Here is a 19,318-nt window from a genome sequence, read left to right on the forward strand (position 1 = left end):
CGTTTTTTTTAATAGTTTTGCCCGCTATTACATGCCATTATGTATTAAGGCCCGTAAATTGCTATAACAGAGTTAGATGCCAACCCTGTGCAATACTGGCCGGGCAAATCAAATATCTAAAGCAAGTATGAAAAAATCGGTTAAAATATTGTGGATCACAGTGTTATCACTGACTGGAATTTTCCTGTTATTGATATTGCTAGTCAATTTCCGCATTATTGGCAACATGCCATCCATGGAAACCCTGGAAAACCCAAGGGCTGCCCTTGCATCTGAAGTGATCGCCGAAGATGGTACCATTCTCGGTAAATACTATCAGGTAGACAGGTCCAGTTCTGACTACAATGAAATTTCTAAAAACGTTATTAACGCACTGGTTGCTACAGAAGACGTGCGCTTTTATGAGCACTCTGGTATTGACCCGTACGCGACTGTTGCTATTCCCTTTTACCTGGCGATCGGCAAGAAAAGAGGTTCCAGTACTATTACCCAGCAGCTGGCGCTTAACCTGCAGTATGACAATACCGGTACCGGACGTGCGAGAAATTTTATTGAAAGAAGCTTCCAGAAAATGCAGGAATGGCTCATTGCAGTGCGCCTGGAAAGGAACTTCACAAAAGAAGAGATCATTACGCTGTATTTAAACACAGTACCTTTTGGTGATAACGTCTATGGTATAGAAAACGGTGCGCGTACCTTCTTCAGTAAAGATGCAGGTCACCTGTCCATCGAAGAAGCCGCAACCCTCGTTGGCATGCTGAAGGGTACCAACCTGTATAACCCACGCAGGAATCCGGTATCTGCAATGAACCGCCGTAACACCGTGATAGATCTGATGCAAAAGAACGGTTTCATTACCAAACCGGAAGCTGCGGCAGCAGCAAGCAAACCAATCGTATTACGGTATAATAAGGTAGATCATAACAAAGGTCTGGCACCTTATTTCAGGGAAGTATTACGTGACGAACTGAAAACATGGTGTAAAGAACATAAGAAAGCAGACGGTTCCGAGTATAACCTGTACCGTGATGGTCTTAAAATATATACTACGATCAATCCACGCATGCAGCTGTATGCCGAGGAGGCAGTAAGTCATCACCTGAAAGACCTGCAGAAAGTATTTGCTTCACAGGCAAATATTAAATCAGGTAGTGTGTGGAAAAACTGGCAGAGTTATGTTGATCGTTACATGAAAGAGTCTGACCGTTATAAGGCCATGAAAGCGGATGGTGCTTCTGATGAAGATATCAAAAAAGCCTTTAACACGCCTACTAAAATGAAGGTGTTTGCCTGGAAGAGCTTTACCGAACCTGAACTGAATGAACTGGACACGATCATGACCCCGATAGACTCTATCAAGTACATGAGAGTGATGCTGCAGGCAGGTTTTATGGCACTTGATCCGGAAAGTGGAGAGATCAAAGCCTGGGTGGGCGGTCCTGACTTCCGTTATTTCAAGAACGACCACGTCGCTAAAACCCGCAGACAGGTAGGTTCTACTTTCAAACCTTTCCTGTACACATTTGCGATCATGAATGGCTTTTCACCTAACCAGATGTTACCTAACGAACCGGTATCATTCCCTAAATATAACTGGACGCTGACCCGTAATTCAGAAGGTAGTGTAGGTGGTAATATTTCTATGGCTGGTGCGCTCGCTAAATCACTCAACCTGGTATCAGCATACCTCATTAAACAGTTAGGTCCGCAGGCAGTCGCTGACTTTGCGAAGAACAAGATCGGCTTCAGCGCGGAAATTCCTCCTTACCCTTCCATTTCCCTGGGTACACCGGAAATCTCGCTGTTCGAAATGCTGCAGGCCTATACCATGTTCCCAGCCCGCGGTATCATCACAAAACCAATTTATATCACCCGTATAGAAGACAGAAATGGTAATATTCTTCAGACATTCGCACCTGAAAAACGCGAGGTGATCAGTGAGAATGAATCTTATACCATGGTAAAAATGATGCAGGGGGTAACTGGTCCTGGTGGTACTTCTGCACGTCTGCGTTTCCGTTATGGCATCCAGGGCGAAGTGGCCGGTAAAACAGGTACTACGAATGATAATACCGATGGCTGGTTCATGGGCTTCACACCACAACTGCTGGCAGGTGCATGGGTAGGTTGTGAAAATAACTTTATTCACTTCAGTTCTACTGCAAATGGTCAGGGGGCTAATACGGGCCTCCCCATATGGGCATACTTCTTCCAGAAAGTATATGCAGATAAGACACTGAAAATTGATGAGAAAGCGACCTTTTCTATTCCTCAGTCTATTAACAGTGAGTTCTACGAGACATTCGAGCCCAACCAGGAAGGAGGTGCTATTCCTGTAGATCAGGGTAGTGGTACGGCTGAAGAATATGGAGCAGAACCTGCAATAGATGTGAATGAGTATGAGCCGCAGGCAGATAGGGAAGCAAGAGACAGAGAGCGGGCAAAACAACAGGAAGCGAATAAGGACAAACCAATTAAATCTACAATGCCAGCACCAAGGCCGGTAACGAAACCGCAATAAAACTAATTACATATAAAAGGCGTCCGCAATAAACGGACGCCTTTTTACATTTATACCACAGCATATCTACTTCTTATCTTCTACCTTCTTCTCATTCTCCACGTAGTGTATTTCAGCATACTTCATCGCATTGTTAATCAGCTGAATACCCAATTTTAATACCAGTGCTTCTTCCTTTGCCTTCAGCTTTTCCACATCATCGGTTGGTTTGTGGTAATCGTCATGCGGACCAGTATGCAGGAAAATTACCGGTACATCATGCATGTAGAAGTTATGGTGATCAGAGGCGCCTTTACCGGAACCATCAGTGAAGTATTTGATACCAGGTTCCTGTGCTTCTTTAAATACGGCGGGCCATTCCTGCGCAGTGCCATATCCACCTATACCCAGGCCTCTTTCCTCATTATAACGACCGATCATATCCATATTGAGCATGAAATGCGCGTTGGCCAGCGGCATAGTAGGGTTGGCAGTGAAGTATTTGGACCCCTGCAATCCCAGTTCTTCCCCACCAAAAGAGATAAACAGGAAGTTAAAAGGTTCTTTCACACCATTCTCCGTATAGTACCTGGCCAGTTCAAGCAATCCGGCAACACCGGATGCATTGTCATCCGCACCGTTATGGATCTGTCCGATGGGGTATTTACCATCAAACAATCCGGCTGTGCCCAGGTGATCATAGTGAGCGCCAATGATGATCGTTTTGGCAGCGCCGTTATCCAGGTAACCGATCACATTGCGGCTGGGAATGTTCTTGTGTTCTTTCCTGTCGAAAGTGAAGGGCTGAAAGTAACTGTCCCCGTTACCTGGTTTCAGCCCCAGTGCTTTGAATTGTTTAGCTACATAATTGCTGGCTTTGATACCACCTTTTTCGGCAGTACCGCGGCCCTTTAATTTTTCAGATGCCAGGTAAGAGACCGTCTTTTGAATACGGGTGGCAGATGGCTGGTAGTCCTGTGCGTAGGCACCACTATAAACAGTTGTAGCCGTAATAAGAAACAATAAGTACTTCATTAGGTATGATTATGCATGATTTTCCTGAAAATACAGAAGGCTTCCAATGTGGGAAGCCTTCTGTTAATATTCTATGTTCATTAGGTTATATACTATTGCTTTTTACGCTGTTGTATATCCTGTTGACGTTTTTGCATTTCCTGTTGTTTCTTCTGCATTTCTTCCAGTTTGCCCTGCCATTTTGATTTGGAAGCAGGTTTCTTTTTATTCTCCTGGATCTGTGCATGGATCTTGTCGTGATTCACAAAGAACTTCTGGATCACCCACTGCAAACCGATACTGATCACGTTTGACAGGAAGTAGTAGAAGGTCAGTGCAGATGCCAGACGGTTGAAGATACCTAACAGCATGATCGGGAATACATAAGGCATGTATTTCATTACCGGATTGCTCTGATCAGCCATACCACGGTTGTTGAACGCCAGCATTAAGCTGGTAGCGGTCATCAGCAGGGTGAACAGGCTGACGTGGTTACCGTAGAACGGAATCTCGAAAGGCAGGTTCAGGATGGAATCGTAGGCAGAAAGGTCTTTGGCCCACAGGAAGCTTTCCTGTCTCAGTTCGATAGAAGATGGGAAGAAGCTATACATCGCCACCAGGATAGGTAACTGCATCAGGGCTGGTAAACAACCACCGAGCGGATTCACACCTGCGCTCTTGAATAACTTCATTTGCTCCATACCGAAGGTCTGCTGGTCATCAGCATATTTCGCTTTCAGTTCATCTATTTCTGGTTTCAGCACTTTCATCTTGGCCTGTGAGACATAGCTCTGGTAGGTGAAAGGCGCGATCAGTAAACGGATGAATACAGTCAGCAGGATGATGATCAGACCGTAGTTTCCGATAAATCCGCTCAGGAAGTTGAACACAGGGATAATGATCCATTTGTTCACATATTTTACGAAAGCGAAGATACCTGAACCCAGCGGAATGATGCTTTCCAGTCCGATATCAAAGGATTTTAAGGTCTTGTAGTGGTTAGGACCGTAGTAGATCTCTATAGGGAAAGAGAAGTCATGTGCACGGTTGTAGGGAATTTCCAGCTTGGTGAAAGTCTGTCCTACGATATTGCCACTCTCAGGTACTTTGGTAGTGATATCAGCACCACCGAAGAAAGCATCCTTTCTGGCAATGAAGGTCGTATTGAAGAACTGCTGTTTAACACTTACCCACTGCAGCTTATTGTCCCATTTCTGGCTTCCGGTACGCTGTAAAGTGAAGTAATCGTGTTTGCCATCAGTATCGCGGTAGTGAACCTGATTGTTCTGGCGTTCGTTCTGCATGTCTTGTTCCTGTTTGTCATTTTCAGAATCCCACTGTAAGGACAGGGTTTTCTGACTGGCAGGCAGTACATTTTCCAGACCGATGGCATGAATGTCAAAATCTACCGCGTAACCATCCTGCTTCAGGGTATATACATACTCCAGGTATTGTTCAGGATTAGAGGTAGGCAGGCGGTAAGAGATGGCCTGGCTGCCATCTGTGAGTTTCTGCACGGTACCGCCGGTAAAGAAGAGATCAGCAGTATTTAATAAGGTATTGTTATTAGCAGGGACCTGCAGGGAAATACGGTTGAAAGAGCTGTTTGCAAGCAACAGTGGTTTTCCTTCAAAGTCCTTGAACTTTTTCAGTTGTACCTGAGATGGCTGACCACCCTGGTTAGAGAAGGTGATTTTCAGCACCTCGTTTTCCAGAACGGTTGTCTGAATAGCACCATTAGCAGCACCGGCAAAAGTACCATAAGCACTTGCCAGTTTACTGGAATCAGGTGCGCCACCTGTAACATAGGCGGCAGTATCAACAGGTTTCGGCTTATTTAGATTAGCGAGAGAATCCTGACGGGCCTTCTCTTTTTTTGCAGCAACCTGTTGTTTGTTGTTGAAGAAGATGTAACCGACAAACAACACTCCCAGCAGTGCAAAGCCAATGACTGAGTTTCTGTCCATGAAATTCAATTAAAATTTAGGCAGCAAAGGTAAGTAAAAGCAACAAGCTTTCAGCCGTAAACAATAAAGATAATGCCTTATTGTTACCACTGAAAGCCTGTCAGTTATAGATAAATATTATTGATGTGCGATCTTTTCTTCCGCAATCTTGGCCTTATTCGTCTTGTCTTCGGCATACTGTTTAGCCGAAGCGATAAAGTGTACGAACAGCGGAGCTGGCGCTTCCACGGTACTTTTCAGTTCCGGATGGAACTGGCAGCCTACAAAGAACGGATGATCCGGTAATTCCACCATTTCAACCAGGCCGCTTTCCGGGTTACGGCCGGAAGGAACCATACCAGCCTTTTCGAAATCAGCCAGGTACTGACCGTTAAATTCGTAGCGGTGACGGTGGCGTTCGCTTATCTGGGTACTATCATAGATGGCAGCCGCTTTTGAACCAGGGATCAGGTCACAGCTGTAAGCACCAAGCCGCATTGTACCACCTTTTACAGTAATTTTCTTCTGCTCTTCCATGAGACCGATCACCGCGTGAGGTGTTTCAGGGTTCATTTCGGTAGAGTGTGCATCGGTCCAGCCGATCACATTACGCGCAAATTCTACGACAGCCATCTGCATACCCAGACAGATACCGAAGAAAGGCAGGTTATTTTCACGGGCATACTGAATGGCAACGATCTTACCTTCAATACCGCGGTGACCAAAACCAGGTGCTACCAGCAGACCGTCTAGATTACGCAGCTTTTCAGCAACGTTATCGTGTGTCAGGAACTCTGAATGGATGTTCTGTACCACTACTTTACATTCATTCATAGCACCGGCATGAATAAAGGACTCGAGGATAGATTTGTAAGCATCCTGCAGTTCCACATATTTTCCGATCAGACCGATGGTCACTTTGGATTTCGGATATTTCAGCTTATCCAGGAATGTACGCCATTTGGTCATATCTGGTTCCTTTTCAACAGGAATACCCAGCTTCTTCATACAGATCACATCCAGTTTCTCACGCAGCATTTCCAGCGGCACTTCGTAAATGGTGCTCATGTCTGTAGCCTCAATTACTGCATCAGGCGTTACGTTACAGAACAGTGCAATTTTCTTTTTCAGATCATTATACATGGGCTCTTCTGTACGACAAACGATCACATCAGGATGTACACCGTTTTCGCTCATCATCTTAACAGAGTGCTGAGTAGGCTTGGTTTTCAGCTCTTTTGCAGCACGCAGGTAAGGAATAAGGGTCAGATGCACTACCAGGCAATCCTGCTCATCCAGCTCCCACTGTAACTGACGAACCGCCTCAATGTAAGGCAGGGACTCGATATCACCCACAGTACCACCCAGTTCGGTAATGACGATATCATGTTTACCATCTTTACCCAACAGCAGGATACGACGTTTAATCTCATCCGTGATATGCGGAACTACCTGTACGGTTTTACCCAGATAGGCGCCTTCACGCTCTTTGTTAATAACAGTCTGATAAATACGGCCTGTAGTCACGTTATTCGCCTGAGAAGTAGGCGTATTCAGAAAACGCTCATAGTGCCCAAGGTCAAGGTCAGTTTCGGCGCCATCTTCAGTTACAAAGCACTCACCGTGTTCGTAAGGGTTTAATGTTCCCGGATCCACATTAATATATGGATCGAATTTCTGAATTGTCACTCTAAAGCCACGTGCCTGCAATAGTTTTGCCAGCGAGGCAGCTATAATTCCTTTACCCAACGAGGAAGTAACACCTCCCGTAACGAAGATATATTTTGCCATAAGATCTAAAAATTCTGTAGATATACTTGACCTAAAGAGAAGTGCCGGACGACGTTTGATGTGAACCAGTCAAGTAAAAATAACTTCCGAAGGTCATGCAAAGTTAAGACAAATTTAAAGCGCTCCCAAAACGCTTTTCAACTTTTACCTATTACCTAATATGTAAAGCGTTTATTTAAAACAGCTTACAGGGTGATTTTTGGCCTATAAATTTATCATGGAAGAAATACTTGTATGACAGCGGCATTTCTTGCGCCTGTCAGCAAACTTCTTGCTAATTTGCGGCCGTAACAAATCAGCATATGACATTAACGCCCAAGCGTGCGCAGGACTCGGTGATCCAGATGACGGAACTGGTGCTGCCCAATGACACCAACACTTTCGGTAACCTGATGGGAGGCCGCCTTATGTACTGGATGGACATAGCAGGTGCCCTCGCCACCATGAAACATTGCAGTGCCCCGGTAGTAACCGCTTCCGTAGACAACATCTCTTTTGAGACGCCTATTAAGCTGGGCAATGTAGTACATATTGAAGCGAAGGTTAGCCGGGCCTTTTCCACCTCCATGGAAGTACATCTGCGGGTATGGGGAGAAGATCCTGTACAGCAGTACCGTTACAAATCCAACGAAGCATTCATGACCTTTGTGGCGCTCGACCCGAATGGTAAGTCCAGACTGGTACCTCAGATCATTCCGGATACGGAAGAAGAAAAACAATTGTACGAAGGTGCTATGCGCAGACGTCAGTTGAGGTTGATCCTCAGTGGTAAAATGAAACCACAGGACGCTGAAGAGCTGAGAGCCTTGTTTCTTTAATATCTCTATTTTATAAGTCCCCGGATAAGGTATTCTTTGTCCGGGGACTATTATTTTAACCGGATCAGCTTTCTCCCTCCCACTCCTGGTAGAATTTATCCAGGAATGTCTCCATAAAGGCATGCCTTTCAACCGCCAGCTGACGTCCTGTATCGGTGTTCATTCTGTCTTTTAGTAGCAGAAGTTTCTCGTAAAAGTGATTGATTGTAGGGGCCGTACTATGCTTGTACTGCTCTTTGGTCATGTTCAAATTGGGTGGTATAGCAGGATCATAGATCGCCCGGTTCTTGAATCCACCATAATTAAACGTCCTGGCAATACCAATGGCACCGATAGCATCCAGCCGGTCAGCATCCTGTACGACACCCAGTTCAGGAGAATAGAAAGTACCATTATTGTGCCCCCCCTTAAAAGAGATATTCACAATGATATCCACGACGTGCTGAATAACCGGCTCGGGTGTGGCAATTGATTCCAGGAAAGTCCTCGCTTTACGGGGACCTACACTTTCGTCACCACCATGAAATTTTGAATCTGCAATGTCATGCAGCAGCGCGCTGAGTTCAACAACCAGCATGTCTACCTGTTCTCGGGCGGCGATTTTCCGCGCCAGTTTCCATACCCGGTAGATATGCCACCAGTCATGACCACCTTCCGCTTCTGCCAGTTCTTTTTTTACAAATTGTTCCGTTGCTGTAATCAGCTGATGGGTTTCAACAGTGTTTGGACTCATGGGTCAAATATACATCAGGGCTAACAATAACAGGAAAAACGAAGAAAAGGAGAAACTGAAAAAAAGCGGCTCATAGCATTAATGGTTTGAGATGTTCATGTTGTTGTTGTATAACCTTCTCCATCTCTTTTTCTGTTTCTCCCTCCCGGGATTCAGGCATGCAATTTAGAATTGTCCAGGGACCTTGCTTCACTAAGATCTTCTCCGTTTTTCCTTGAATGGTTTCGGATAGTCGACAGATTAATTTGGTGTAAAAGCCATCCGGTTGTTATTGCATTTTAATGGTGGCATTATCACGATTTAGATCTTGAAAAAAATCTGTCCCCTTGAAAAAGGGGGCAATCGACATAGTCGCTATTTGCGATATAGATTCTGGTTGATAAAACTGTAAAGCGTTCAAGGCTTTCCGTGAAAGATACCTTAGCGAGGCCCCTTTTGGGCCTCGTGCCATAAGGTATTTACTTCAGGGAAGCGGGAATATTTTATAGTTGGCGCGGCGCAAGGCGGGGGATAAACTCAGTGTATCCCCTAACTGCGAGGTCAAAAATCTTGTTGGCCTTGCTGACCCTAGTCATGGGATGTCCCCGCCTGTTGCCGCTAAGAATTTCAATTTATGATGTACACCCTTTTGGTGTACCAGTAGCTTAAAGAGCAGTGCCTGCTTTTACAGAAGCATCGCAGGACTGTACTGCTCTGATGGCTGGTTTAAAATTTTTTATTGTCTGATCTTTTGTGATGGAGGTATGTTGATTAACTGCAGCACTGGTATATGTATACCAAACCTTTTTAATCACCAGTCTGCTGAACCTGTTTTTTGAAGCTATTCTCATACCGCCATAACATATTGTAAAAAATATAATCTATGTATTACTATCTGTATATAATCAAATGTTGAAATAGAATTACCATATTTCATCATAAAAATAGCAATCATGATTGATATTTTACAAGCAATACGCTAATAAAACACATATATTTTTATATATAATATTATATGTAACTAGTAAGAAGAAGATGAAACAGATTGAAAGAGAAGGGTGTTTGAACTGAAACAATACAGATATTAACAACCACATTTACCGGGTTGTAAATAGAGAATGGACATCTCTTATTAATAATAAGCCTATATAAGGTGTTATTGGAGGGTTAATCTTTTTTTACCAGAACTTCAGTTATCTGGTTCAATTGCCTTACTTTTTCTGTAAAGTCGCCTTTGATCCTATCGCGGATCAACTGCAATTTATCAAGTACTTCATTGATAGATACAGGAATGACTTCCTGCAGTACTTCCTTCAGACGTTTGGCCACGGTAGGGGATTTACCATTGGTAGATATTGCTATTTTCAATTGCCCTTTCTGTACAATAGAGCCCAGATAGAAATCACACAGGTCCGGCGTATCCGCCACATTGATCAGCACCCGACTGCTTTTTGCCTTTTCCCAGATATACAGGTTCACTTCACGGTTGCCTGTAGCTGCAATAGCCAGTTCCTTACCCAGCATGTCTCCACAGGAAAACGGTTTCTGGATCAGCTCCACGTTTGGTGCATCTTTCACTAGTTCGGTCAGTTCCGGTAAAAAGCTGGTAGCCACCACAGTAATATTTGCCGACGGACAATTCTCCAGCAATGCATTTACCTTCTCAAGACCAATAAGTCCGCCTCCGACTACCAGTACATGCAACTGGCTCAGCTTAAAAAATACCGGGAAAAGATGATTTTCTTCCATAAAGACCTGATTACAAATTACAGTGCGACGGACTACATTAGCTGCGGGTGAGCCTTATCCAGTCCGTCGCCTGTAATATATTAGTTATACTGCAATTTTGAGTTGTTCTGCGATCTTTTCCTGCACTGCCTGGAAAGATTCATGGAATCTCACCACCTCACCCACCACAATAATAGCCGGGTTATGCAGATTTTCACGCAGGGCAATTTCCTTCAGATCAGCCACATTTCCGATACCCAACTTCTGATCGGGTAGCGTACCATTCTGAATAATCGCTGCCGGAACATTGCCCTTTCCCTGCGCCACATATGCTGCTGAGATCTCATCCAGTTTGCCCATTCCCATGAGTACTACCACCGTGGTATCTGCCTGAACAGCATAGGCCAGGTCACGGGATAAGCTCCCACTCTGCGTGTTACCTGTCAGGACCCAGAAACCTTCGCTCACATTCCGTGCCGTAACAGGTATTCTGTTAATACCCGGCACAGAGATCGCGCTGGTTACTCCTGGTATCACTTCCGTAGCTATGTTAAATTGCTGTGCAAAGGCCAGTTCTTCCTGGCCCCGGCCAAATACGAAAGAGTCTCCTCCTTTAAGGCGGACTACATTACCATAGGTCAGTGCATATTTCACAATCATGCGGTTGATCTCATCCTGAGAGTACACATGCATACCCGCACGTTTACCCACAAAACGCTTCAGACAAGTGCTGGATGCATGCTCAAGCAGCTCGTTATTTGAAAGCGCATCATACAGGATCACTCTGGCCTGCTGAATTGCCTTCAGACCTTTTACGGTGATCAGTTCCGGATCGCCAGGTCCTGCGCCTACCAGTGTCAGTTTCGGATGTATATTCTGCATAGTGTACATTTAAGATGTGATAACCGCTGTGAATGACTATACTGTCGCTACAGCAGTTTGTTTTCTGTATGATTGTGCCTGTTGATAGAAATCAGCTGCCTGCTGATAATATTGTTTTGCAAAGCTTTCAGAAGGTTCATGCTGATTGATCTGCAACACCAGTGTTTTGAAGCTGCCTTCGAGTGCCCACTTACCTGTTTCCACAAAATGTTTATCGAAGTCGTTGATGATGCCGGTCTGAGTATTACAGCTCACGCCTTCACCCAGCAACAGCGCCTTTGCTGTTTGTACGAACGTAGAATAAGAATGGTAGATACTGTCCGCATATTGATTCTCATCCATAGCGACTTTACTCAGCTGCAGCTTTTCTTCGCCTTCGAACAGCAGAGTCGCTACCAGGTCAATTACCACACTCGCACACTCACCCACACCGATGGCAGTAGCAAACTTGTCGCCCTGGCCCCAGTCAACGAAATCCTCATCGATCAGCGAAGCCAGATCTGTCAGTGGTTTCAGCAGGTCATAGAAATATTTCTCTCCCTGACGATCATAATAATCATTAAACTTTTCATTCTCCTGGCCATTTGTATCGTAATCAGCCAGCAGGGTACGCAGCACATCCGGACCACGTTTACTTGGTACCTTGATCACTTTGTCTGCCACACGGCCAACACCATCACCCACAATGCCGCCACCTAACAATACCTGCAGGGCTGGCAGCACCTTACCTCCACTCTTCAGAGAAGAACCGTGGAAACCAATGGAAGCAATACCATGCTGCCCACAGGAGTTCATACAACCACTGATCTTGATCTTAATGTCTTTATTATATATCAGGTCAGGAAATTCTTCCTGTATTACCAGTTCCAGTGCAGTAGAGATACCCGTGCTGCTGGAAATTGCCAGGTTGCAGGTGTCAGTACCAGGACAGGCCGTAATATCTGCAATGCTGTCAAAACCTGGTTCTGCGAAACCGGCTGCATCCAGCACACTGAATACATAAGGTAAATGCTCAGGCAGGATGTATTTCAGCAATAATCCCTGATTTGCAGTAACCCTTACGTCATTAGCAACCACAGGTCTGAGGCCTTCGATCAGCTGACGGGATATTACAGAACTGATATTTCCCAGGGGTACGCGTACATATGCAGCAAAATAGTCTGCCTGACGCTGGCGGAATGCATTCGTCGTTTTCCATGCCTCGTATTTTTTAGCATCCTTTATTTCGTAAGCTGGTAATACTGTGCCTGCTGCTGGTAATTCAACTGCTGGCCAGGCATCCGCATCCACATGGAATGATTTTACCTTGTTAGCGATGTATTCCTCTGCCACCAGTCTTGAAAATTCTTCAAAACCGAGTTTCTGCACCAGGAATTTCATACGTGCCTTATGACGGCTGGCTCTTTCGCCATGGCGGTCAAATACACGCAATACCGCTTCTATATATGGGATCAGCTGATCAGCTTCCAGAAATTCATGCGCTACGTGTGCCAGGTAAGGCTGAGCGCCCAGGCCGCCACCCACCAGTACTTTGAATCCACGTACTTCTTCCCCGTTCACGATACGCACCTTCGGGATTGCACCCATATCATGCATAAAGCTCCAGGCCGTATCTGCATCGCTGCTGGAAAAGGACATTTTTATCTTACGCCCCATATCCTGGCACACGGGGTTACGAAGGAAATAACGGAAGGTCGCGTCCGCATAAGGAGTCACATCAAACGGCTCCTGCGGATCAATACCCGCCCTGTCGGATGCCGTGATATTACGAACGGTATTACCACATGCCTCACGGATCGTGATATCATCAAGATCCAGCTTGCTCCACAGTTCAGGCGTTCTGTCCAGGCTCACAAAGTGGATCTGCACATCCTGACGGGTGGTCAGATGCAGATTACCGGTGGAATATTCATCAGATACGTCGGAAATACGCTTCCATTGTTCCAGGGTCATTTTACCATAAGGCAGTTTGATACGGATCATCTGTACCCCAGGTTGACGCTGACCATAAATACCTCTTGCCAGACGCAGGCTACGAAACTTCTCCTCCGGGATCTGCCCTTCGCGGAATAAACGGATCTTCTTCTCCAGCTCTATGATATCTCTCTCAACGACAGGATTTTCGAGTTCTGTTCTGAAGCTTTGCATAAGTAATATTTTCTTGGTGGTAAATTATCAGAGATTAAAATGTTATTGTTCCTTATCAGTATAAAGCATAAAGCCTCCGTACGTTGTCGGAGGCTTTGTATATATAGTTTGATTCCTTATTGATCATTCACCGTATACAACTGCGCCTCCATCTGCCATTTGCGACTGTGCAACGGCATTCAAAACACATAAACTGTCTATCCATTCCTATATTCCCCATTACTTTAGTAGACTATTACAAAGTTAGAAATCTAGGGGAGATTTCCAAAAGTATTTTAGGAGGGCGCAACAAGGTGCTAATAGTACCGTGGAGGTTCTTTCGTAAGCGCGTGATCCACTGAAAAGCCCTGTATGACAGGCTACGCCAGAGATAGCAGCCCTGGGACTGTGATCAATGTCATAACTATAGATTATACGGCATAACTATTATTTATGCCCCAGCACAGCAAACGTGTGTTTCTGCCCGGCCTGTTGTAACTTTGCGGCGCGGATTAAAAGAAAAGCACATGATAAACACGGTGATTTTTGATATGGATGGGCTGCTGATTGATTCTGAGCCACTTTGGGGTGAAGCAATGAGCGAGGTTTTCGCCACTGTAGGCGTTAACCTGACATCAGAACTGTACAGCCATACTACCGGCCTGCGTACAGCGGAAGTAGTTGACTACTGGCAGCATTACTTCAAATGGGAAGGAAAAGATAATAACCAGGTTACCAACGAGATCATCGATGCCGTGATCGCAAAGATCCTGGCAAAAGGTGAAGCAATGGAAGGACTGGAATATATACTGGACTATTTTGCTAAAAAGAACTTCAAAATAGGACTGGCCTCTTCCTCTCCCCTGCGCCTGATCGAATCAGCTGTTGATCATATGGGTATCAGGGATCGTTTTGACGCTATCTCTTCTGCCGAGTTCGAGTCACATGGTAAGCCACATCCGGCGGTTTATCTGGCTTGTGCCAAAAAGCTGGGAAGCATGCCGATCGATTGTATTGCTTTTGAAGATTCTGTAACGGGTATGACAGCAGCTAAAGCTGCACGCATGAAAACTGTAGTGGTGCCTGAGGCGCACAACCGCCAGAACAAACGTTATGCACTGGCAGACGTACAATTAAATTCCCTGCTGGACTTTAATGATGAGATCCTGGACAGATTAAAAGCCTAAACTGCTAAATATCTAAGTAGAAAGAAATCCCGGTAGCCAATGGCTACCGGGATTTCTTTTTTATCACCAATGTGATAGTTCTCCTCCCCGGCTCTCCTGCACAAACTACAGGTCGTAGGGTGATACGTCACACAGGATCATGTATAAAAAAGAAGGGTGTCCGCTACTGCGAACACCCTTCGTGTATTTCAACAACCTAAAAAAGATTATTCACCTTTCTTTTCGTCGCCTTCGTTCTGCTTCAGCTTCTCTCTCAGTTCAGCCAGCGCACCCAGGTCGCCAAGGGTAGCTTTTTCTACCTTGTTCTGGATAGTTTTCACTGCTTTACGAGTTTTGTCAGCTTCTGCTTTTCTTTCTTTGGCAACTGCTTCTTTCTCTTCGTTCTTAGCTTGTTCCCACACTCTTGTATGAGATACCAGGATACGTTTTTCGCTACGATCGAATTCAATGATCATGAATTCTTTCACATCTTCAACGTTGATTGGTTTCTCATCTTCTGTGCGCAGGTGACGAGCAGGAGCGTAGGCTTCGAGACCGTACTGCAGCTGAACTGTAGCACCTTTCTCGTCTTTCTTCACTACAGTACCTTCGTGAACGGAGCCGATCGGGAAGATAGTCTCGAAAGTATTCCAAGGATCTTCTTCGATCTGTTTGTGGCCAAGGCTCAGTTTACGGTTATCTTTATCGATACCCAGTATAACTACCTCGATTTCGCTACCCACTTTAGTGTATTCACTTGGGTGGTTGAAGCGTTTGATCCAGCTCAGGTCAGAGATGTGGATCATACCACCGATACCAGTTTCCAGCTCAACGAATACGCCATAAGGAGTGATGTTCTTCACGATACCTTTGTGACGGCTGTCCAGCGGGAATTTAGTTTCGATAGTAGCCCAAGGATCTTCTGTCAGTTGCTTGATAGACAGGCTCATCTTACGCTCTTCTTTGCTCAGGGTCACTACCACTGCTTCGTATTCTTCGCCTAATTTGAAGAATTCTTTAGCATTGATAGGAGTTGAAGCCCAGGAGATCTCAGATACGTGTACCAGACCTTCTACACCAGGCAGAATTTCCAGGAATGCACCGTAATCTTCGATGTTCACTACCTTACCTTTTACGCGCGCACCTTCAGTGATGTGAGCAGGCAGGGTATCCCATGGGTGAGGAGTAAGTTGTTTGTAACCAAGGCTGATACGTTTTTTCTCGTCGTCGAAGTCCAGTACAACCACATTGATCTTTTGATCCATCTGCAGTACTTCGCTTGGATGAGAGATACGTCCCCAGCTGATGTCGGTGATGTACAGCAGACCATCCAGACCACCCAGGTCGATGAATGCGCCGAAATCGGTGATATTTTTGATAGTACCTTCCAGAACCTGGCCTTTTTCCAGTTTGGAGATAATATCCACTCTCTGCTGTTCGATGTCGCTTTCGATAAGCGCTTTGTGGGAAACAACTGCGTTTCTGATAGCCTCGTTAACCTTAACTACCTTGAACTCCATTGTTTTACCTACAAACTGATCGTAGTCTGTAACAGGCTTAACGTCGATCTGAGAACCTGGCAGGAATGTTTCCATACCATAAACGTCTACGATCAAGCCGCCTTTGGTTTTGCTGGTAACGGTACCAGTAACCACTTCGCCAGTTTTGTAAACTTCCACGATTTTTTCCCAAGCACGCTGTTGACGAGCCTGTTTACGGCTCAGGTGCAGGTTACCATCGCGGTCTTCTTTTTCAACAACCAGTACTTCAACTTCGTCTCCTACTTTCAGACCCTGCAGATCACGGAACTCGTTCAGTGAAATCAGACCGTCAGATTTGAAACCGATGTTGATCACTACGTCTGTTTTGGTTAAACCAACTACAGTACCAGTGAGCAGACCGTTTTCTTCAATCACTTTGAAAGTGTTGTCGTACGTTGCATCGTACTTCGCTTTCTCTTCTTTAGAATAAGAAGATACATTGCGTTTGTCCACGCTCCAGTCGAAATCGTCGTGAGCGGTTACGGCAACAGGCGCATTTGTTGTCGCTGTTTCCTGTGCTGATGCTACAGGTGCCTGTTGTTCAGCGTTTTGTTCGTTAGTAATGTTGTTTTCTGCCAAAATTTGGTTCCTCCTTTTAAATTAAATTCCTTCGGATTTTGTGCCCGAAAGTTTTAGTTGGACGGCAAAGATAATTAATAATCATTAAAAAGTCAGTTTTTTTCACATGTTTAACAGCGTTGCCGCCTCTTCCTTCCAATCTCCCCGAGAGTCGCTATCCCAAGGAAAAAAATGTAATGTTAAATAGATTTACGATTGCAGATTTTGTACTAATTTTCAACTATGAACGGGACCTCATTCAGCTCTGATATTCGCTACTGGCTTAAACAAGGAAACACCATTAACCATCTTCTTTTCTGGAATGTCGTTGTTTTCCTTGTCCTGGGAATTATGCGCCTGACCGGCAAATTTGCTACATCGTTAACTCCCATTACCGACTTTATAGAAAATAATCTTGCCCTGCACACCAATATTATGGCTGCATTGCAGAAACCCTGGGGCCTTCTCACCTACATGTTCACGCATTTTGATATTCTGCATGTGTTCTTCAATATGCTGAACCTGTACTGGTTCGGGAGCATTTTCAGGTCTTTTCTCGGCAATCAGCGCATACTTCCGCTATATTTATTAGGTGGTATCGCTGGTGGTATCGCCTGCCTGCTGCTTTATAACCTGGCCCTGGGTGGATACAACGCGCCTATGATCGGTGCTTCTGCTTCTGTTATGGCCATTCTGATCGCCTGTGCGACCAAACTGCCCAATTATGAGATAGGCCTTCTCTTCATAGGTTCTATCCGGCTCAAATGGCTGGCTATCGTAGTGATTATCCTGGACCTCGTTTCCCTTACCCAGGGTAACTGGGGCGGTATCTCTGCTCACATGGGCGGCGCCCTGTTCGGTTTCGTTTATATCAAGTTCCTGAATAATGGTACTGACCTGTGTCAGCCCCTGATCTGGCTTTTTAGTAACCGTTCCCGCCGGGCTTCGGCTGCACGGCGCCGTTTCAAACCGAAAAAATCTCCTCTTAAAGTGGTAAAAGCCGGCCAGGAAGAAAACAAACAACTGCGGCTGGACCAACTGCTCGACAAGATCAATGACAATGGCATGGAGAGCCTCAGCCCGGAAGAGAAAGCATGGCTGAAGAAAATGAGCCAGGAATAACCTGCCTTGTATCCCTGCCGTTCAAAATATGTAACTTTGCCGCCAGATGAAAACATTTAACGTTCCTATTATATATCGCAGTCCGCTGATCTCGGCTATTAAGAACCGCCGTAAGCAGCAGGACCGTATGAAAAAGGATTTTACACCGACTGTGCTGGACTTTGGTCCACTGAAAATATTACTGGCCCGCCACTTCGGCTTCTGCTACGGTGTCGAAAATGCCATTGAAATAGCCTTTAAGACAGTAGAGGAAAATCCGGACAAACGGATCTTCCTGCTTAGTGAAATGATCCATAATCCACATGTCAACAATGACCTGCTGGCTAAAGGTGTACGGTTCATTATGGATACTGCAGGCAAACAGCTGGTTCCATGGGAATCACTGACCCCTGATGATATTGTCATCATCCCTGCCTTCGGTACCACCCTGGAAATAGAAGCAAAACTCTCGTCCCTGGGCATCGCTCCCCTGCAATACAATACCACCTGCCCATTTGTGGAAAGGGTCTGGAATAAAGCTGAGCAGATCGGAAAACAATCCTATACGGTGATCGTACACGGCAAACCAGGACATGAAGAAACCCGTGCAACCTTCTCCCACAGCCTTAGTAATACGCCTACTGTTGTGGTAAAAGATATAAAGGAAGCCGAACTGCTGGCTACCTTCATCACCGGAGAAAGAAAAGCGGAAGAGTTTTATACGCACTTCAATGGCCAGTACTCCCCGGGTTTCGATGTGACCAAAGACCTTCAGCGTGTGGGCGTCGTCAATCAGACGACCATGCTCGCCACTGAAACACAGGCAATTGCTGACTACATCAAAAATGTGATCATGGACCGATATGCCCTGACTGCTGATAACGTCAGTGAGCGTTTTGCCGATACCCGTGATACCCTATGCTATGCAACCAACGATAACCAAAGTGCAGTAACCGGCCTGTTGCAGCAGGATGCTGATCTTGCTATTGTCGTAGGTGGTTACAACAGCTCCAACACCTCACACCTGGTAGAACTCTGTGAAGTGAAACTGCCTACCTATTTCATTTCTTCTGAAGAAAAAATGGTGTCATCCAGTGAGATCCATCACTGGGACTTCCACCACAAACAGGAACTGCACAGCACCTCCTTCCTTCCGGAACAGGAACAGATCACTATCATGCTGACAAGCGGTGCTTCCTGCCCGGATGCGCTCGTTGAAGCAGTGATCAGAAAACTGTTGTCCTTCTATGATCTGGAATATAAAATGGAAGCTGTCGCAGCTACTTTTGCCTAAATAATGCTGACATCATTCTCCGAAAGGTATAAAAGCAAAAAAGACACCAGGCGGTGTCTTTTTTCTTTGGGGCTAATCAATGCTAGTAATGCAGAGAAAAAAAATTTTATATCGTAATAAGTTTAAACCTGAGTCAAAAG

General features: G+C 45.3%; 13 protein-coding genes. 5 read left to right on the forward strand and 8 right to left on the reverse strand.

The features are described from left to right. The first annotated feature begins 127 nt into the window (after positions 1-127). Positions 128-2,521 (forward strand): penicillin-binding protein 1A, encoded by a 2,394-nt coding sequence (locus GWR21_RS12540; RefSeq protein WP_162332083.1) that lies wholly within the window; start codon positions 128-130, stop codon positions 2,519-2,521. A 66-nt stretch (positions 2,522-2,587) separates the two neighbouring features. On the opposite strand, the gene GWR21_RS12545 is transcribed toward GWR21_RS12540, so the two are convergent. From GWR21_RS12545 to GWR21_RS12555, 3 genes are all read right to left on the reverse strand, one after another. Continuing rightward, a complete protein-coding gene (locus tag GWR21_RS12545) occupies positions 2,588-3,535 on the reverse strand; it encodes a M20/M25/M40 family metallo-hydrolase (RefSeq protein ID WP_162332084.1) in 948 nt (315 codons plus the stop codon). A 92-nt stretch (positions 3,536-3,627) separates the two neighbouring features. Further along, positions 3,628-5,481 (reverse strand): membrane protein insertase YidC, encoded by a 1,854-nt coding sequence (gene yidC, locus GWR21_RS12550; protein WP_162332085.1) that lies wholly within the window; start codon positions 5,479-5,481, stop codon positions 3,628-3,630. A gap of 117 nt (positions 5,482-5,598) precedes the next feature. Beyond that, positions 5,599-7,251, reverse strand: coding sequence for a CTP synthase (locus tag GWR21_RS12555; protein WP_162332086.1), 1,653 nt, complete (start codon positions 7,249-7,251; stop codon positions 5,599-5,601). A 302-nt stretch (positions 7,252-7,553) separates the two neighbouring features. Between GWR21_RS12555 and GWR21_RS12560 the strand changes: the two genes are divergently transcribed. Next, the gene (locus tag GWR21_RS12560; protein ID WP_012794180.1) at positions 7,554-8,069 is read left to right on the forward strand and encodes an acyl-CoA thioesterase; all 516 of its coding nucleotides are present in this window, start codon (positions 7,554-7,556) and stop codon (positions 8,067-8,069) included. A gap of 64 nt (positions 8,070-8,133) precedes the next feature. Here GWR21_RS12560 and GWR21_RS12565 read toward each other — a convergent pair whose 3' ends face one another. The 4 genes from GWR21_RS12565 to GWR21_RS12580 form a co-directional block, all read right to left on the reverse strand. After that, complete coding sequence (locus GWR21_RS12565; RefSeq protein ID WP_162332087.1) at positions 8,134-8,802, reverse strand: HD domain-containing protein; 669 nt, start codon at positions 8,800-8,802, stop codon at positions 8,134-8,136. A 1,146-nt stretch (positions 8,803-9,948) separates the two neighbouring features. Then, the gene (locus GWR21_RS12570; RefSeq protein WP_162332088.1) at positions 9,949-10,530 is read right to left on the reverse strand and encodes a precorrin-2 dehydrogenase/sirohydrochlorin ferrochelatase family protein; all 582 of its coding nucleotides are present in this window, start codon (positions 10,528-10,530) and stop codon (positions 9,949-9,951) included. Between the two features lie 84 nt (positions 10,531-10,614). Continuing rightward, complete coding sequence (cobA, locus tag GWR21_RS12575; RefSeq protein WP_162332089.1) at positions 10,615-11,391, reverse strand: uroporphyrinogen-III C-methyltransferase; 777 nt, start codon at positions 11,389-11,391, stop codon at positions 10,615-10,617. Between the two features lie 36 nt (positions 11,392-11,427). Then, positions 11,428-13,539 carry a HEPN domain-containing protein gene (locus GWR21_RS12580; protein WP_162332090.1) on the reverse strand — a complete coding sequence of 704 codons (2,112 nt, stop codon included), beginning with the start codon at positions 13,537-13,539 and terminating at the stop codon, positions 11,428-11,430. Positions 13,540-14,045: 506 nt separating this feature from the next. Here GWR21_RS12580 and hxpB point away from each other — a divergent pair. Next, positions 14,046-14,705 (forward strand): hexitol phosphatase HxpB, encoded by a 660-nt coding sequence (hxpB, locus tag GWR21_RS12585; RefSeq protein WP_162332091.1) that lies wholly within the window; start codon positions 14,046-14,048, stop codon positions 14,703-14,705. A 206-nt stretch (positions 14,706-14,911) separates the two neighbouring features. Here hxpB and rpsA read toward each other — a convergent pair whose 3' ends face one another. Continuing rightward, positions 14,912-16,804, reverse strand: a complete 1,893-nt coding sequence (gene rpsA, locus GWR21_RS12590; RefSeq protein ID WP_162332092.1) for a 30S ribosomal protein S1 — start codon at positions 16,802-16,804, stop codon at positions 14,912-14,914. 222 nt (positions 16,805-17,026) lie between these two features. Here rpsA and GWR21_RS12595 point away from each other — a divergent pair, with 222 nt between their 5' ends. Together GWR21_RS12595 and GWR21_RS12600 are read left to right on the forward strand one after the other, a co-directional pair. Next, entirely contained in the window at positions 17,027-17,905 is an 879-nt protein-coding gene (locus GWR21_RS12595) for a rhomboid family protein (RefSeq protein ID WP_162332093.1), read from the forward strand. 46 nt (positions 17,906-17,951) lie between these two features. Further along, complete coding sequence (locus GWR21_RS12600; protein ID WP_162332094.1) at positions 17,952-19,178, forward strand: 4-hydroxy-3-methylbut-2-enyl diphosphate reductase; 1,227 nt, start codon at positions 17,952-17,954, stop codon at positions 19,176-19,178. Positions 19,179-19,318 lie beyond the last annotated feature (140 nt).

It is taken from the genome of Chitinophaga agri (assembly GCF_010093065.1).
GTDB lineage: Bacteria > Bacteroidota > Bacteroidia > Chitinophagales > Chitinophagaceae > Chitinophaga > Chitinophaga agri.

Coding starts and splice junctions, on each gene's coding strand:
- GWR21_RS12560 (WP_012794180.1), top strand. CDS start 7,554: ATGACATTAACGCCCAAGCGTGCGCAGGACTCGGTGATCCAGATGACG.
- yidC (WP_162332085.1), bottom strand. CDS start 5,481: ATGGACAGAAACTCAGTCATTGGCTTTGCACTGCTGGGAGTGTTGTTT.
- GWR21_RS12595 (WP_162332093.1), top strand. CDS start 17,027: ATGAACGGGACCTCATTCAGCTCTGATATTCGCTACTGGCTTAAACAA.
- cobA (WP_162332089.1), bottom strand. CDS start 11,391: ATGCAGAATATACATCCGAAACTGACACTGGTAGGCGCAGGACCTGGC.
- GWR21_RS12545 (WP_162332084.1), bottom strand. CDS start 3,535: ATGAAGTACTTATTGTTTCTTATTACGGCTACAACTGTTTATAGTGGT.
- hxpB (WP_162332091.1), top strand. CDS start 14,046: ATGATAAACACGGTGATTTTTGATATGGATGGGCTGCTGATTGATTCT.
- GWR21_RS12580 (WP_162332090.1), bottom strand. CDS start 13,539: ATGCAAAGCTTCAGAACAGAACTCGAAAATCCTGTCGTTGAGAGAGAT.
- GWR21_RS12555 (WP_162332086.1), bottom strand. CDS start 7,251: ATGGCAAAATATATCTTCGTTACGGGAGGTGTTACTTCCTCGTTGGGT.
- GWR21_RS12570 (WP_162332088.1), bottom strand. CDS start 10,530: ATGGAAGAAAATCATCTTTTCCCGGTATTTTTTAAGCTGAGCCAGTTG.
- GWR21_RS12565 (WP_162332087.1), bottom strand. CDS start 8,802: ATGAGTCCAAACACTGTTGAAACCCATCAGCTGATTACAGCAACGGAA.
- GWR21_RS12540 (WP_162332083.1), top strand. CDS start 128: ATGAAAAAATCGGTTAAAATATTGTGGATCACAGTGTTATCACTGACT.
- GWR21_RS12600 (WP_162332094.1), top strand. CDS start 17,952: ATGAAAACATTTAACGTTCCTATTATATATCGCAGTCCGCTGATCTCG.